This is a genomic window from Kitasatospora sp. NRRL B-11411 (assembly GCF_000721345.1).
Classification (GTDB): Bacteria; Actinomycetota; Actinomycetes; order Streptomycetales; family Streptomycetaceae; genus Kitasatospora; species Kitasatospora cineracea.
On sequence record NZ_JOGH01000019.1, the window covers coordinates 25965 to 41028 of the forward strand.

The window sequence follows — 15064 nt, forward strand, 5'->3', positions numbered from 1 at the left end:
CTGGGAAGAGGGTTCGGGACGTCCGTCAGCCGTCGGCGAGGTGGTCGCGGGCACGCTTCATCGCGTCGAAGAGCAGCGCCTTGTCCGGGTCGCCCTGCACCTCGACGGTGACCTCGTAGACCACGTCGCCGACCACGCCGATGCCGACCAGCTCACCGGTGTACGCCTGCTGCTCGGGCTTGAAGACGTAGCCCTTGGCATTCGGGACGCCGTCGATGCCGAACGAGGACCGGTCGAAGCTGGTGTTGTCGGCGAAGCCCTGCGCCCGGTCGGTCCGACCGAAGCGGCGCAGGTCGGTCCGCACCTCGGTCTTCCCGTCCCGGGTGCGGTAGGTGCGGGTGGCCGCGTCCTTGAAGCCCCAGGAGTCGAGGATCCCCTTCAGGTCGACGCTCTTGCTGTACCGCGCCTGGAGGTCGTCCATGCTCATCATCGCGCCGTCCGGGGAGCCGTACGGGTCGGCGTCGTCGGGCACCGGCAGCAGGAAGTACCGCAGGTCACCGCTGTGCTTGCCGCCCGAGACGCTGCCCTGCAGGGTGCTGGACGGGCGCGGGGCCACCGTCGGCGTCGGGGTCGGGCTCGGCGCGGGCGGCGGGGTCGGCGTCGGGCTGGCGCTGGGACTCTGGCCGGCGCCGGCGCCAGCACCGGAACCGGGACCGGTCGACGGGGGCGCGGCGGCGGCCGCGGGGTGCGCGGGGCGGTCGGGGCGGCCCACCGCGACGGTGACGGCCGCGCTGGCCGCGGTCACCGCGAGCAGCCCGGCCACCGACAGCCCGACGCCGACCGCCCTGGGCAGTCGGCGCGTCGGCCCGGGCTGCGGCTGCGGCTGCGGCTGCGGCTCGGGCGGGGCGGTCGGAGCCGGGACCGGGGCCGGGGTTGGCTCCGGGGCCGGGGTTGGCTCCGGGGCCGGGGTTGGCTCCGGGTCGGCGGGCGGTTCGGGCACGGACAAGGGTCTCCCCCCAGGGTTCACATGGCTGCCCGCGCAGCGGAACGGGCCGTCCCCCCGGTCGGCCCGAACGCGTTCGTCATCGCGCGGTGCACGAATTATGTGAGACCCGTGTGGCCGTCAACAACACGGTTCCGCCGACCAATCGCCGTAATCCACGGCCAATCGGACAGCCCGTGACTGAACCGCAATCAGGTCGGGTTCACTGCCCGGCCGGGCCCTCCTCGGAGTTCGGTGCGGCGGTCGGTCCGGCGGCGGAACCGGTGGCCGGAGCGGCAGTCGGTGCGGTCGGCGCGGCGGGCTCGGCCGGGCCCGTGGGCTGGGCCGGGACGGGCGCGGACGGCGCGGCGGGCTGCTGCCCGTACGGCGCGGACGGGGCGGGCTGGGCGGACGGCGCGGGCTGCGCGGGCTGCTGCGCGTAGCCGTAGGCCTCGGCGAAGTGGATGCCGGCCGCCTCGGCCAGCGCGATGTCCAGGCGCTCGTTGCGGATCCGGCGGTCGATGTAGAGGACGCCGTTGACCAGCGGGACCAGCGGGCCGGTGGCCAGCACGCCCAGCAGCATGACGAGCGAGTAGCCGACCAGCAGGAAGGTCATCGTGCCGTCGCCGAACTCGACCCGGGAGGAGTCGCTCTGCAGGTCCATCGAGGTGAGCGGCACCGCCACGGACAGGATCATCGTGAGCGGGTAGCTGATCACCCCGACCGCGATCCGGCCGATGAGGGTGACCAGCGCGGTGAGGCCGAAACTGCGCCACCAGTTGCCCCGGTTGAGCTGCCAGGCCCGGCCGATCGCCGCCCTCGCGGTGCTGTCCTCCAGCACCAGCACCGGGATCTGCGGGGCCAGCCGCACCACGACGTAGAAGCCGCCGAGCCCGACGAGCGCGCTCAGCAGGAACATCAGCAGGAACACCGCCGGGCTGCCGGTGGCGACGCCGAGCAGCACCACCAGGCCCACCAGCAGCACGTTCAGCACCAGCAGCGGCCCGTACAGCAGCGCCATCGAGGCGACGGACGCCCCGATCCGCTGCCGGGCCTCCTTCCAGGCCTGACCGGCCGTCATCCGGCGGCCGAGGGTCGCGGCCCGCAGCACCACCGTGGCCAGCGGCCCGGCCACCACGTACTGAACGATCCCGAGCAGCAGGAACAGTCCGAAGATCACCATCAACGGCCAGAACAGGGCCCACAGCTGATCCCCGGTGGGCTCGTCCGGGGCCTGCGGAAGGGCCTCGAACGCGTCCCGGAGCCGGCCCGCCAGCAGCACCGACACCACCACCATCGGCACCGCCAGGACGCCGGTCACCGCCGCGAGCGGCAGGTAGAGCGCGCCGGAGTAGCGCCGCACGGTGTCGAAGACGGCGCTGAACATCTCGCCGAACGCGAGCGGCCGCAGCGGCAGCACCCCGGGCTTCGGCGCGACCGGCACGGCCCCCCAGGGGCCCTGCCCCCACCCGCCGCCGCCGTTCCACCCGGGCCGCCCGTACCCCGGCCAGCCCCCCTGCCCGGGAGCACCCTGCCCGTACGGCTGCCCACCGCCCTGCTGCTGACCCGGACCGCCGCCGTCCCCGCTCATCCGCACCCCTCCAAGAGGCCTCCGGTCCCGTCGTTCGGGCTCCGCCGTCGAGCCTAGGGCCCGGTTCGGACCACCACCGAGGCACCCCACTGATCGGGCCGTCGACGGCCGTTCCGCGCGACGGGGTCGGTGGCGGGCATCCCCTGCCCTCCGTCAGCGGCGGGCATCCCCCGCCCTCCGTCAGCGGCGGGCGCCCCCGTCGGTGATGCGCGTCCCCGTCAGTGGTGCGCGCGCCGCCGGCGGTGCGTGCCCCGGCGGCGGTGGAGGGCCACCAGGGTCAGCAGGCCGCCGGACACCAGGGCGAGGCCGCCGCCCAGCGTCGGGGTCAGGTCGTCCGCGCCGGTGCTGGCCAGCGTGCCGTCGTCGCCGCCACCGGGGCGGAGTGCGGCCGGGGCGGCCGTCGTCGCGGACGGGGAGCCGGCCGGGGCCGGGGTGGCCGTGACGGTCACGGTCGCGGCGGCGGTGGTCGGGGCCGGGGGCTCCGGGACGGTGGGCGTCGGGGTGGCCGTCGGGTCCGGGGTGGTCCCCGGGTCGGTGGGCGTCACCGTCGGGGAGGCGGTCGGCGCGGGGGTCGTGCCCAGGAAGGCGAACGTCCCGTGCGCCTCCGGGTTGCCGGCGCCCCAGGTGAGGACCTGGTACTCGGCCCGGACGTCCACCTTCCAGCTCACCAGCTCCGGCTGGGCGGCCAGGGTGTAGGAGACGGTGCTGTCCCCGGCGGGGAGGTCGCACCAGATGATCGTGGTCGGCGAGTTGAGCTCGCTCGTCACGTGCCGGCAGGAGCCCGCGGGGGCCGCCGCCGCATCGGCCACCTTCACTCCGACCGACGTCGGGAAGGAGGGCCAACTCGGCTGCCCCGCGGCGCTTTCGAAGAAGAGCTGGAGCTTGCCCGGGTCCACCGCGTGGACCTGCACCTGCTGGGTGACGGTCCCGCCGGCCGGCAGGTCCGGGGTGGTCAGCCGGAGCGTGTTCCGGGCCACGTGGTCGGGCGTCTCCACGGTGATCCTCGCGGCCTGCACGCTCGCGGGCCCGTCGGCCGGCCTGCTGCCCGACGTCTTCACCCCGGCCACCGCGTCCGCGACGCTCCCGCCCCGCGGCACGAAGACCGCGCCGTAGTAGGCGACCGTCCCGTCCTTCGCCGCGTCGGACGCGCCGATCAGCGGCGAGGAGTAGACGTTCGGCGGAGTGGAGTCGCAGCTGTACACGCCGGCCGCACCCGCCACCGCCGTGCAGGCCGAACTCCCGGACCCGGCACCCACCTTGACGCTCAACCCCGCCGGGAGCTCCAGCGCGGCACCGGCATCAATCAGCGGCTTCGCACTCACCGCGAACACCCACGTGCCGTCCGCGATCCCGTACACGCCCCCGCCGGGAGCCAGCGGCCGATCCGACTCCCCCGGCTGGATCACCAGGTCCCTCAACTGGAACGTCACCGGCTGCACCTCCGCCCGGGCCCCCGCGGCGAAGGCGAACGCCCCGGCCCCGACGGCCGCGACCGCGACCCCGGCACTCAGAACGCGACGTGGAGCACCCGTGGCAGTGCGCATCTGTGTCTTCCTCGAAGTCGAATGGCCGCGGCTCGACCGCGACGACGGCGCGAGGTCCCCCCTACGCGCGGCTGTAGCGTAGTCCAAAGCCCGAACCAATCGTGAACGGAATTCCCTTCCGCCCCAAGGCCACTGACCTGCCCGCCCCCACCCGCCCCCACCGGCCGCCAGGCCCGGTTCCGGCAGCGCCTCCGGGCAGGCGGAAGGCGCGCGGCACGGTGGCGCGGTTCTGCCACCGGCGCTTCGGATGGGCCCTGGTCCGCTGGAACGACGCCGCACGCTCGGCAGCGCACCTCACCGACGGCCCGCGGCTGATCGGCTGCGTGAAGTGCCACCCGGGTCTCAGCCACGGGGCGCGGACCACCGCCGGTTCGGGGCCCTGCACTTGAGCTCTGGTGATCACCGCCGCGATCCGTGTCGCACCCTCGGGATCCGCCGCCCGCCCGCGGCGAGTTCGCCGAGGCGCTCGCCGATCACGGAGACGCCGGGCCTGGGCTCCTGCGCGTAGTACCGGGGCTTGCGTCCGCGCAGCATTTCCTCACCGTGCTCGGCCCAGGTGAATCCGGGCTTGCGCAGCAACCTCCGGAAGACCGTGTCGGCCGTCTCCGGGTGGGCAGCGGCAAGGCGGCGGATCGGCAGTGGTGCGATCGACTCCTCGCGCAGGTACGTACGCAACAGGTCCTGGTGCCTCCTGCGGCCGGTCAGGTCCGGGTCGGCGAACAGGTCTCGCAGCATCCCGTAGTCCGCGTAGAAGTTCAGTCCGTCGATCGCGTCGTAGATGACGCCGACGGTGTCCGCGTCCGCGAGGTCGGGCGGCAGCTCGAACGCCGGGAAGTCCAGCCCCGGCAGCCGCCTGCCCCGTGCACGGCCGGGGTGCGCGGCAGTGGTGGCCTCCTGCCGGTGCCGGTAGTAGGCGTTGAGAAGGTCCTCGGCTGCGGCGGCGGAGAGGACCAGTTCGTCGCTGCCGCAGAACTCCACGAAGGCGGCCCGGTCCTCCCGCATCTGCTGCCAGCCCTGTTCGATCTTCTCCGGGTTGCGGAAGACCAACTCGGGCCGGCCGGCCGCCAGTTGCACCGCGGCCCGGGCGATCTCGGTGGCACTGGACTTCGGGTAGTGCTCCATCGCCCCGGAGACCAGCCACGTCCCCTCGGCCGAGCAGAGGGGCACCAGACAGGTGAGGAGGAACCCGCCCCCGGACACGCCGTGGAAGGCCGCTGGCCCGACGTTCGAGTACGTGCGGTACTCCAGGTCGTCGATCAGGTTCAGCAGTACGACGGCACCCCCGTCCTTGCGCCGGACCTCGAAGACCCCTTCGACCGGGTCGCGCCAGCCGAGCAGCAGCTCTCGCTCGACCTCCGTCAGGTCCCGCCGCCCGGCGACGAACCTGTCCACCACGGTCGAACCGTCCGCCAGGCGGTACCGCAGGATGAAGTGGTCGATGATCCGGATCGCCTCGGTCTCGTCCAGTCTCCGCTCGGGGCCGGCGGCTTCCAGCAGCAACGGGGTCAGCCACCGGTCGAAGCGCGCGCCCTGCGCGAAGGCGACCAACTCCCCCTTCAACTCGGCGCTGCGTCGGATGAGATCACGGAGCGGGAGCACGGCGGTGTCCATGCCGCCACGCTAGCGGTGGCGCGAATGCAATCACCACGAGTTGGCGGACCCTCACTCAACCGTGCGCACACGCAGGGTCGGCATCATGCGGCTGGGCACGGTGATCCTCCCCGTCCACCGGTGGGCCGAAGGGCAGAAGGTGTGACGGCGGAGCGGATCCGGTGGGGGACACCGGTGACGTCGGTCAAGCCTCGTTCACCCACCGCGGCCTGAACTGCCGGGACGCGGCAAGACGGTCGGTCGGTGCGGGTGTTCAGATCGACTCGACCGCGATGCGCGGATGGCAGAGCCTGAGCAGGACGTCAGGTCAGCACTCCTGACGGCACCCGGTGGCGCGACCTCTACGACCCCTTCGGCCGATGAACAGGCAAGCAGCGGCTCGCCGACAGCGGCACCACCGTGGTCGAGCAGACCGACTTCACCGCCATCGTCACCGATCTGATCGGCACTCCGACCGAGCTGGTCGGCCCCGCCACCGACGTCATCGCGTGACGAGCCACCCGCACCCTGTGGGGCCACACGGCGCGGCCCAGCGACAGCACCACCTATGCCCCCGCTCCAATTCCCCGGCCAGTACTTCGCCCCGGGGAGCGCCCGTTGCACCTCCCCGGACCCGCGGGGCCTGGTGGCTGCCCCCAATCACTATTCCCTATGTCGAAAACCCGAATTCCCGATGCGATCCGCACGGAACATCGTCGCCCAGGATCTCGGGAATACCAACGGCGAGATGAGCGACGCCGGGGGAAAGATCGTCGATCACGTCCGACATTCCGATAGAACCGTCATCGTGAACTCAACGCCCCTGTACCATAACGGCGGTGACGTATCGAGTCACATCAAACTCGAAGCGGTGGACGACTTCGGCTGGAGCTTCGACCAGATGATCGAGAATTTCCGAGGTGCCGGCATCATGACCCCACTCGAACAGCTCATTTCACTCTGCCCGCCCCCTTCCGTCGTTCCCGTACCCGAGACGCAGACAGTTGCGTCCGACATCCGCATTCCTCCCGGTCACGTGACCTTGACCCACCACTACGGCCCCGGGGTCTTCGACGATTTCATCGTCGTCTACGCTCCGAACTGGCCCGACAAGTACCTTGATATCGACTTCCGGACCGAGGAATCGGCCGCGATCCTGGCAGGCAAGGAAATCCCCGACGTCCGGGCTCGAATCGCCGAATACCAATGCGGGCCGGAGGAACTCATCCACTGGGCGAGCACCCACAACGGGGACTCGTTCTTCTGGATTCCCACCGGCGCCCCCGACCAGTGGCCGACCCTCCTGGTCGCCGCGCGCCAGTTCGCCCAGGAAATTCTGATCGGCGACTCGACCGAAATCCTCCTGGGCCTGCTCAGCGGCTCGATCCGGTCGAGCATCCTCCCCGAGGACTTCCCCAGCGGGGTGCCCGAGTTCGAGTCCCTGCACTGACGCCGCGGACGTCGGGTCAGCGGCACCGACGACCTGTCGGCAGGTCACCGGACGTTCGAACTCGACGCAGCCGGCCGGGTCACCCAGCTCACCACCGCCGGTCGTGTCCGCTACGAGTACGACGCCGCCGGACGCACCACGCTCCGCCAGAAGACCCGACCCCCGTCCTCTGGGGCCCACACCACCTGGCCATCCGACAGCACCACGTACACGCCGCTGCGCTTCCCCAGGCAGTACTTCGCCCCGGGGAAGCCGACTCCACTACAACGTCCTCAGGTACTACGACCCCGAGACCGCAGGGTTCATCACGCCCGATCCACTCGGCCTGGATGCGACGCCGAACCCCGACGCATACATCCACAACCCGCACCAGTGGAGTGACCCGCTCGGTCTCTCGCCGCACCCGCGGCGCGGCCACACCTCGCAACCGGCTTTCCGTGGTGACCCGTACCATCCGGATGCCGTCGCACAACGGAGCCAGGACTGGCACCAGCACTACGGCGTTCCGCAGAAGGGCATGATCGGTGCCAACGGCACCCAGACGATCAGCAAGACCATGTGGTTGGAGAGCCAGTACCGGATCGACGTCGAGAATCCCGACTCGGGAGGCCGCCCCGGTCAACTGTACGTACAGGACGAGGGCGACAAGAAGGCGAAATACCAGTACGACTTCGAGACCGGCCGGTTCGACGGGTTGCCCAGGGCTCTCGAGAAGCGCTTTTCGACCAACCGGGGATTCCTTAACGGAATCAAAAAGGGCCTGAGACTGCTGGGAGAATGAGGGGCATGGAAAGCAATCAGGAGATGGCGGCGCTGCTCGGGAACGCCGCCCCGGCGACTCTGTCGGACCGGTCCGCGCCCGGTGCAGTGCCAAAAGCCCTGTCCGCCACGTGGCACCGGACAGGCGGTGGCGCCTGGCTCCTTCCGGAGCTTCTCGACGGTTACCACGGTTCGCTCGACGATTCCGACCCCACTGGTCTCGAAGGACGGGTCAACGGACGAGGGGTGAATGCCGACGGCTTGCCCGATGCCGGGACCGAGAGGGTCATCGGCCTGCTGCACCGCTCGTTCGCCTGGGCTCGAGCCGGCCTGGTGTCGGCAGCAGCGACTCCCGGCCATCCCGGTGCGGTGGCCTACGTGTCCCTCTCACTGCCGGACGACGAGGACGAGGACGACGACGTACCGGCCACTGCCAACGTCACCTTCTGCGCCTGTCATCCGGAAGGCCGTCCCTACATAAGAGATGTGACGGGGTACCAGGGCGGCCCGATCGCCGCTCTGACGCTCGCCGACTTCACACGGTCCGACTGACGGCGGGGGCTCGGCCATATGTCGACCTCACCAGGGGCCGTCGACAGCTCTCGATCTGCCGACGGCCCCTGGCCTCCCTCCCCCATCGCCTCACCGGCCAGACTCTCCGCACCTCGCAGTCAGTCCTTCAGCAGCGGTCATACACGTACCGGAGCGACGCAGGGTGAACGAAGCAGAGGACAGCACGTCGGCCATGCCGGACCGCACGCCGGAGGGGATCGATCCCCGACCGGCCGCAGTCGGTGCCACCCTCGACCGGGACGACTCCGACATCGGTACCGAGGCCATCGAACTGGTCTTCGCGAGCGACGACTTCGAGGCCGTCGCGGCGAGGGTCGAGCGCGCCCTGGGAGCCACCCGATTCAAGGGCCGGCAGCTGGCGGGCGTGGCCGCCGGCGACCTCGCCCGAACTTCGGGCCGGTTGACTCCCGGAATCTACGCGGCACTGCGAAAGGAAGAGTTGGGAGGCGTAGCGGACACGGCGATCAGGGCTGCGCTGACGTTCATCCCGTTCCGGCAGCTGTCCTGGTGGTTGCGATGGACCTTGGTCCGGTTGACGGTGCTGGAGGGAATCGAGGGCCGACTGAGCTGACGGAGCTTCCAGGAGGAGCCGTGGTTCGGGTCGGTGCCGACGTTGACGGCGGCGACGGTGGCGTACTTGCGGCTGTACAGCCCGCCCCTGCTTGAGCAACGCCGCGGTGGCCCGGAGCCGAGTCGGCAGGGCGGGCGGCGCGGTCGGCCTGGATGCGCTCGATTCCGGTCGCCCTCGCCCCGCGCTTGCCCGGGCACCGAGCCGGAACCGACCGCCGATCCGTGCCCCGTCCGGAAGCGGACGCTGCCCGTCCATGGTCAAGACTGGGAAAAGCCCGCCTGTTGACCGGCGCCCCTGACTACGGTCGGGCAAACGTGCGTTCGTCTTCGGGGGAGGGCTTGGCATGGCGACGAACTAGCGTGCGAAGATGTGGAGTTGCTGTCGTTCTTCGGCATCGACTGGCCGACGGTGAACGAGGACAAGGTGCGCGAGTTCGCCGCGCACGTCCGGGAGTTCGCCCAGAACGTGGAGGGCTCGCACCAGGAGTCGACGCAGACGATCCAGCGGCTGGGTCAGGCGTACGAGGGGGCGCCGTACGAGGCGCTGCTGGCGAAGTGGGCGTCCGCCTCGGACGAGCACTTCAACGAGCTGATCCAGGCCTGCCACGTGGTCGCGGACGCCCTGGACATCGCGGCGGATGTGATCGTCGGGATGAAGGTCGAGACGATCGGTGAACTGATCGCCCTGGCAGCCGCGACGGTCGCGAGCGCGGTGTCCGGGATGGCGTTCCAGGCAGCCGGGTCCGTCCTCGGTGTGTCCGGCCGCGGGGGCGGGGGCCCCGGATTCCGGATCGGCCCGGACGGGCTGGAGAAGCACGCGCGGATGACGCACGACCACGCCGAGACCGTCGCCGGGCACGCCCAGGTGTTCCGGTCGAAGATCGCGGGGGTGGGCTTCGAATGAGCAACCAGATCGTCAAGGCACTGGAGCACGCCGCACAGAAGCTCGGCAAGACGCTGGCCGAGGACGCCGGCAAGGCGCTGAAGGGCTTCTACCGCAAGGCCGGCGACAACATGAAGCAGGTCGCCAAGAACGTCCACGAGGCCGAGGCGAAGCACGCAGCCGAGCTCAAGAAGATCTTGGATCGGGGGCAGGAGGATGTCCGACCGGTAGCCCTGTCCGCCAAGGCTTCGTCTGCGGCGCACGGTGCGAAGCCGGAGGGACCGCCATGGCCCGTAGTGGACGGTATCGCGGGTGCGGCGCGGGGCAAGAGCCTCAATCCGCCGCACCGGCGACACACGCTCGCCGGTGTGAAGGGTGGTCAGGTCAAGGGGGAGAACAGTGTCATTCTCAGGGGATACGAGAGCGCGGTCCATGACGATGTCGCTCAGATCGCAGCCGGACGAGCCCACTGGAACGCGCAGACCCAGCGCTACGAGATCAACGGTCGGAGCTATGGTGTCGAGCCGCACGGAACCGTCTTTCCGGACTCCGGCGTCGGGATCGTGAACATGGACCGCAACGAATACGCAGCGTTGAAGGAGCTCGCCAAGGCCGACGGTGACCCGTCCAAGGTTCCGGCATTCTCCAGGGACCCCCGGTTCCGCGACAACCCGCACGTGATCACCAAGGCTCATGCCGTCTACCACGGGACCCACAAATGACGTACAACCTGTTTCTCACCGGCTCGCTGCAGCGGGACAGCGTCGTCGGCGTGCTCGCGGAGCAGTTCGGTCGGCCAGCCGACGATGTCGATGTCGTAGACGCGGACGACTACGACAACCGGAACTGGGACGCAACCGTCAGCTGCACCTACGAGCAGGTCCACGGCGATGTCACCTGGTCGCTCGACATCCATGTCCCCGACGATCACCCCGCCCGCCCGGCCGAGGAGCGGTTGGCAGCTGCGCTGGCCGGGAGGCTGGGGCAACCAGTGCTGTTCGCCGCAGCGGAGCCGCTGCCGAGCGCCTACTGGCTGGCCGCCCCCGGCGGCCTGCTCACCCGGGCGCGCTTGTACGAGTCGGATGACGAGGATGCGACCTTCACCATCGACGCGGTGGGACGGCCGGTGCCCGAACTCCCGGACGTCCCGGTGGACCGCCAGGCCGAGGTCATCCGGGAGCACCGGGTCCCCACGCCCGTCACCGAGGCGTTCAGTGCCTGGCTCGCCGCACGAGGAACGCCCGAGAGCGAGAGGCAGAGCGAGGCGGAGTGGTACGCCCGAACCCGGCTGGGCGCCTGGGAGGGACTTGCTGTCCGCATTTCCACGGCCTGGCCGCCGGACGGCTGGTACCCGGTCGACTTCTACCAGGAGGACCTCGGGCTCCGGGATCAGCTGGTGCAGACGGCCGCCGAACTCACCGGTGAGACCGCGGCCCGGTTCACGGCAGCGCTGGCCCGGGTCGACGAGCTCTTCCGGGAACACACCGTCGACGACAAGGGTGCGGCACTCAGCGAGGTCCTGGGCCTTTCACGACTCGACATCGCGCTGCGGAGCTGGTGGTGGCAGCGCCGGCCGGACCCGGTGCCATGGCCGCTCTCGGGAGAGTGAGATCGGTACGGCGCCCGGGTCCGGACTTGACGCTGACACGGTCACCAGGAACGGCCGCGAGCGCCGCCCGGCCCAATTCCTGAACCGCGTAGGGTCGGCGGCATGCGGCTGGGCACGGTGATCCGCCCCATCCACCGGTGGAGCGAGGGGCAGCAGATGTGGCGACGGGCCGAGGAGCTGGGGTTCCAAGCAGCGTACACGTACGACCACCTGAGCTGACGGAGCGGATCCGGCTCGGGACGCTGGTGACCTCGGTCAAACCTCGTTCACCCATCACGGCCTGAGCTGGGGAGACCCGCGGTTGCGCCCGTTCGGCGCGGAGCTCGTTCGAACGGCCCGCTCCTCACGCGCCCCCGGAAGCAGGCCAGTGCTTCGGAGGGGTTGCGGCGGGATTCACGATTCGCAGGCGGCTCTGATGCGACGGGTCGATCGAAGTAAGAGACAGCAGAAGTTGGCCTGTTGAGCGCTCGAGTTCGGCCAGCGCGTGTGGCAGGCCGGCGCAGACGGTGGCGACAGCCGCGCCCAAGCCGACGAGGCCCCCGTGCTTGTGATTGTGGCGGTACTCGGTCCTGTGCAGCCCCGATTCGGCGATCGCCACGACCTCCAGCGGGCGAGCCATCTGCTTGGTGTCGTTGGTGATCACGACCTGGAAGCCTGCTGAGGCTGCCCGCGCGTAGAGCTCGATGTCCTTGGTGCCCGCCCAGCCGACGATCTCTGCCACGTGCTGAAGTTCGTGTTGCTTCAGCAGCAGCTGGGCCATGCGTGCCAAAGGCAGGGGGACGTTCTCGTCGAGCAGGATTTTCAAGAGGCAGCCTGCCGGAATCCTTCATCCGAGTAACTGTCCACGTAGGCGGTGAAGTCTGCGGCGTCGCGGGCAGCTGCCGCGGTGACACCGGGATAGAAGTCCCTGACCGACTCCGGTGGGACACCGTCCTTCAGCAGGGCAGCGACTTCCGAAGCCGGGACACGCGTTCCCTCGATCACGGGTTCGCCGCCACGGACCAGCGGATCCACAGACAGATGCTCTCTGGGCTGCAGAAGGCTCGGGATCTGGCGGCCATTGCGGTAGAACGGGGCGAGTACGTCGACCATCTCGTGGATGACCAGGTTGCCGCGCTTCTGCACCAGGTCCACGGCGTGATCCGGCGCAGCCAGGTAGATGGTGTCGGTGCTGGCCACCAGCCGGTAGCGCGACAGGTGTTCGTGCTCGTTGAGATCGTCGCGCAAGGTGTCCAGCGCACGCCGGATCTTCTGGAGCGAAGTGTCCTGGCGCAGATGGACGCACGCGCGGAGGGCCACGACGTCCCGGAAGGAGTAGAGGATCGGCCGAGAGGCTGAAAGTTCCGGAACCAGCACGGCTCCGCGTGCGGCTGTGGTCCTGCGCCAGTGCGACAACTGGCGCAGGGTGGCGCCGGACAGCGCGGCAGCAAGCTTCGGCTCGTACGACAACTGCGGCACCTCCCTGGCTCCGTTCGGCAGTCGACCGAACCGTACTTCATGCTCTCGTAGGGTCGGCCTGACTGCCACGATTTCACCCGACTCAGCGACCCGCTGCAGATCGGATCGCCGATGCGGCGGACGCGCAGGGTCGGCGGTACGCGGCTGAGCACGGTGATCCTCCCCATCCACCGGTGGGCCGAGGGGCAGAAGGTGTGGCAGCGGGCCGAGGAACTCGGCTTCCACGCGGCGTACACGTACGGCCACCTGAGCTGGCGGAGCTCCCGGGACGAGCCGTGGTTCGGGTCGGTGCCGACGTTGACGACGGCAGCGACGGAGCGGATCCGGTTGGGGACGCTGGTGACCTCGGTCAAGCCTCGTTCACCCATCACGCACTGACCTGCGGGAACGCGGCCATGAACGCCCTGACCTGCCGTCGGCTCAGATCGCGATGAGCCGGACCCGGTCGCCGCAGAGCTTGGCCATGTCGTCGATGTCCGAGGTCAGCATGGCCACCGGACCTGGCTGACGGAGTGCCATCTCGGCGACGGTGGCGTCGATGGCGTACTTGTGGCCGTGCAGACCGGCCTGCTTGAGGAGTGCTGCCGAGGCTCTGGCCGCGTGCTCGGTCACGGGCTCGATCCTGACCTGCGAGAGCACCCAGTTCAGTCGGGCGGTGTTCGCCCTGGCGTGCGAGATCTCCACGATGGTGTTGGCGCCGATGACCAGGCCGGCCCCCATCGAGTGGAAAGCCTTGATCATCGCGAGCACGCCCCGGTCCTGCGAGATCCAGGCGGACATTCCCTGGGAGTCCAGCACGACGGTCTCGATCCGCACACTCACGCGGCAGCCGCTCCACTGCCAGGCTCGGACGACCCCAGAATCCTCGCGTGCGCGGCGGCAAGCTCCTCTTCCGTGAACGCGCCGTGTTGTTCCTCGTACTGGCGGAGTTCTTCCGCGAGCAGTTGGTGCCTGATCTGCCGGGCCACCGCTTCAGCGACGTAGCCGGAGACGTTGTCGGTGAGCTTCTTCAGCTCGGCCACCTGCTCCGTGGGCAGGGTGACCGTGATGCGTGTGGTAGCCGCCATGAAGCAAGCATACTGCCGGTATGCATACTCCGGCCGGTCTTCGGCGGCATAGTGTCAGGCCATGCGACTGAGCACGGTGATCCTCCCCATCCACCGGTGGAGCGAGGGGCAGAAGGTGTGGCGGCGGGCCGAGGAACTCGGCTTCCACGCGGCGTACACGTACGACCACTTGAGCTGGCGGAGCTTCCGGGAGGAGCCCTGGTTCGGGTCGGTGCCGACCCTCACCGCGGCGGCGACGGCGACCGAGCGGATCAGGCTGGGGACGCTGGTGACGTCGCCGAACTTCCGGCATCCGGTGACGTTGGCGAAGGAGCTGATCACGCTGGACGACGTGTCGGGCGGGCGGTTGACGTTGGGGATCGGGGCCGGCGGGGCCGGGTTCGATGCGACGGCGCTGGGGCAGGAGGCGTGGTCGGGGCGGGAGCGGGCGGCGCGGTTCGGGGAGTTCGTGGGGCTGTTGGACGAGTTGCTGCGCAACGGTGCGGTGACCCGGGAGGGGGTGTACTACTCGGCGGTGGAGGCGCGGAACGTGCCGGGGTGCGTGCAGGTGCCGCGGGTGCCGTTCTACGTGGCGGCGACCGGGCCGAAGGGGCTGCGGCTGGCGGCGGAGCAGGGGCAGGGCTGGGTGACGTACGGGGACCCGCGCGGGCCGGCGGACGTGCCGGTGCAGCAGGCGCCGGAGGTGATCGCCCGGCAGGTCGAGCAGCTGGCGGCCGCGTGCGAGGCGGCCGGGCGGGACGTCGGCGAGTTGGAGAAGGTGCTGCTGCAGGGGTCGACGGCGGAGCGGCCGTTGGAGTCGGTGGGCGCGTTCGTCGACTGGGCCGGAACGTACCGGGAGCTGGGGATTACCGAGCTGGTGGTGCACTGGCCGGTGCCCGACTCGATCTTCGCCAACGACCTCGGCGTCTTCGAGCGGATCGCCACCGAGGGCCTGGCCCAGCTGGGTTGAGGACGGGCGCGGGGCGGGCGGATCGTCCGGGCGCGTTCTCCGGGAGTCCACGCCGCCGATCCCGGGTGTTGGCCGGCCGCTGGCACGCTCGCGGACCAC

General features: G+C 70.3%; 16 protein-coding genes and 4 pseudogenes. 12 read left to right on the top strand and 8 right to left on the bottom strand.

The features are described 5' to 3' along the window. Positions 1–25 precede the first annotated feature (25 nt). From IH44_RS40945 to IH44_RS0112270, 4 genes are all read right to left on the bottom strand, one after another. Complete coding sequence (locus IH44_RS40945; protein ID WP_157852284.1) at positions 26–745, bottom strand: hypothetical protein; 720 nt, start codon at positions 743–745, stop codon at positions 26–28. A 400-nt stretch (positions 746–1145) separates the two neighbouring features. Continuing rightward, positions 1146–2366: a glycerophosphoryl diester phosphodiesterase membrane domain-containing protein gene (locus tag IH44_RS0112260; protein ID WP_030459520.1), complete on the bottom strand. Its 1221-nt coding sequence runs from the start codon at positions 2364–2366 to the stop codon at positions 1146–1148. Between the two features lie 365 nt (positions 2367–2731). Next, entirely contained in the window at positions 2732–4057 is a 1326-nt protein-coding gene (locus tag IH44_RS42710) for a hypothetical protein (protein WP_157852286.1), read from the bottom strand. Positions 4058–4456: 399 nt separating this feature from the next. Beyond that, positions 4457–5668, bottom strand: a complete 1212-nt coding sequence (locus tag IH44_RS0112270) for a hypothetical protein (RefSeq protein WP_030459522.1) — start codon at positions 5666–5668, stop codon at positions 4457–4459. A 727-nt stretch (positions 5669–6395) separates the two neighbouring features. On the opposite strand from IH44_RS0112270, the gene IH44_RS0112280 reads away from it, so the two are divergent. From IH44_RS0112280 to IH44_RS47935, 10 genes and pseudogenes are all read left to right on the top strand, one after another. Then, on the top strand, positions 6396–7097 hold the full coding sequence (locus IH44_RS0112280; RefSeq protein ID WP_051816811.1) for a hypothetical protein: 702 nt from the start codon (positions 6396–6398) through the stop codon (positions 7095–7097). 33 nt (positions 7098–7130) lie between these two features. Next, positions 7131–7226: pseudogene (locus IH44_RS49675) on the top strand (hypothetical protein); the annotation flags it as partial. Further along, a pseudogene (locus tag IH44_RS47925) lies at positions 7201–7431 on the top strand (hypothetical protein); the annotation flags it as partial. The pseudogenes IH44_RS49675 and IH44_RS47925, both read left to right, overlap by 26 nt. 183 nt (positions 7432–7614) lie before the next feature. Next, positions 7615–7878, top strand: coding sequence for a hypothetical protein (locus IH44_RS47930; protein ID WP_030459524.1), 264 nt, complete (start codon positions 7615–7617; stop codon positions 7876–7878). A gap of 5 nt (positions 7879–7883) precedes the next feature. Then, positions 7884–8408 carry a hypothetical protein gene (locus tag IH44_RS42715; protein ID WP_157852288.1) on the top strand — a complete coding sequence of 175 codons (525 nt, stop codon included), beginning with the start codon at positions 7884–7886 and terminating at the stop codon, positions 8406–8408. A gap of 163 nt (positions 8409–8571) precedes the next feature. Then, entirely contained in the window at positions 8572–9000 is a 429-nt protein-coding gene (locus tag IH44_RS0112295; protein ID WP_051816813.1) for a hypothetical protein, read from the top strand. Between the two features lie 369 nt (positions 9001–9369). Beyond that, positions 9370–9903 (top strand): WXG100 family type VII secretion target, encoded by a 534-nt coding sequence (locus IH44_RS0112300; RefSeq protein WP_030459527.1) that lies wholly within the window; start codon positions 9370–9372, stop codon positions 9901–9903. After that, positions 9900–10604 carry a hypothetical protein gene (locus tag IH44_RS0112305; protein WP_030459528.1) on the top strand — a complete coding sequence of 235 codons (705 nt, stop codon included), beginning with the start codon at positions 9900–9902 and terminating at the stop codon, positions 10602–10604. The genes IH44_RS0112300 and IH44_RS0112305 overlap by 4 nt, the downstream gene beginning before the upstream one ends. Further along, positions 10601–11491 (top strand): hypothetical protein, encoded by an 891-nt coding sequence (locus tag IH44_RS40960; protein ID WP_051816814.1) that lies wholly within the window; start codon positions 10601–10603, stop codon positions 11489–11491. Before IH44_RS0112305 ends, IH44_RS40960 begins: the two co-directional genes overlap by 4 nt. A gap of 102 nt (positions 11492–11593) precedes the next feature. After that, positions 11594–11769: pseudogene (locus IH44_RS47935) on the top strand (LLM class flavin-dependent oxidoreductase); the annotation flags it as partial. Between the two features lie 65 nt (positions 11770–11834). Here the strand turns inward: IH44_RS47935 and IH44_RS0112320 are convergent. Beyond that, on the bottom strand, positions 11835–12296 hold the full coding sequence (locus IH44_RS0112320; protein WP_030459530.1) for a DUF5615 family PIN-like protein: 462 nt from the start codon (positions 12294–12296) through the stop codon (positions 11835–11837). After that, positions 12293–12940, bottom strand: a complete 648-nt coding sequence (locus IH44_RS0112325) for a DUF433 domain-containing protein (RefSeq protein ID WP_030459531.1) — start codon at positions 12938–12940, stop codon at positions 12293–12295. Before IH44_RS0112325 ends, IH44_RS0112320 begins: the two co-directional genes overlap by 4 nt. A 120-nt stretch (positions 12941–13060) precedes the next feature. Between IH44_RS0112325 and IH44_RS0112330 the strand changes: the two are divergent. Beyond that, a pseudogene (locus IH44_RS0112330) lies at positions 13061–13321 on the top strand (LLM class flavin-dependent oxidoreductase); the annotation flags it as partial. A gap of 48 nt (positions 13322–13369) precedes the next feature. Here IH44_RS0112330 and IH44_RS0112335 read toward each other — a convergent pair. Continuing rightward, a complete protein-coding gene (locus IH44_RS0112335) occupies positions 13370–13771 on the bottom strand; it encodes a hypothetical protein (RefSeq protein WP_030459533.1) in 402 nt (133 codons plus the stop codon). Continuing rightward, positions 13768–14016 (bottom strand): type II toxin-antitoxin system CcdA family antitoxin, encoded by a 249-nt coding sequence (locus IH44_RS0112340; protein ID WP_030459534.1) that lies wholly within the window; start codon positions 14014–14016, stop codon positions 13768–13770. The genes IH44_RS0112335 and IH44_RS0112340 overlap by 4 nt, the downstream gene beginning before the upstream one ends. Before the next feature lie 61 nt (positions 14017–14077). Between IH44_RS0112340 and IH44_RS0112345 the strand changes: the two genes are divergently transcribed. Beyond that, on the top strand, positions 14078–14965 hold the full coding sequence (locus IH44_RS0112345; RefSeq protein WP_030459535.1) for an LLM class flavin-dependent oxidoreductase: 888 nt from the start codon (positions 14078–14080) through the stop codon (positions 14963–14965). The last annotated feature ends 99 nt before the right edge of the window (positions 14966–15064 follow it).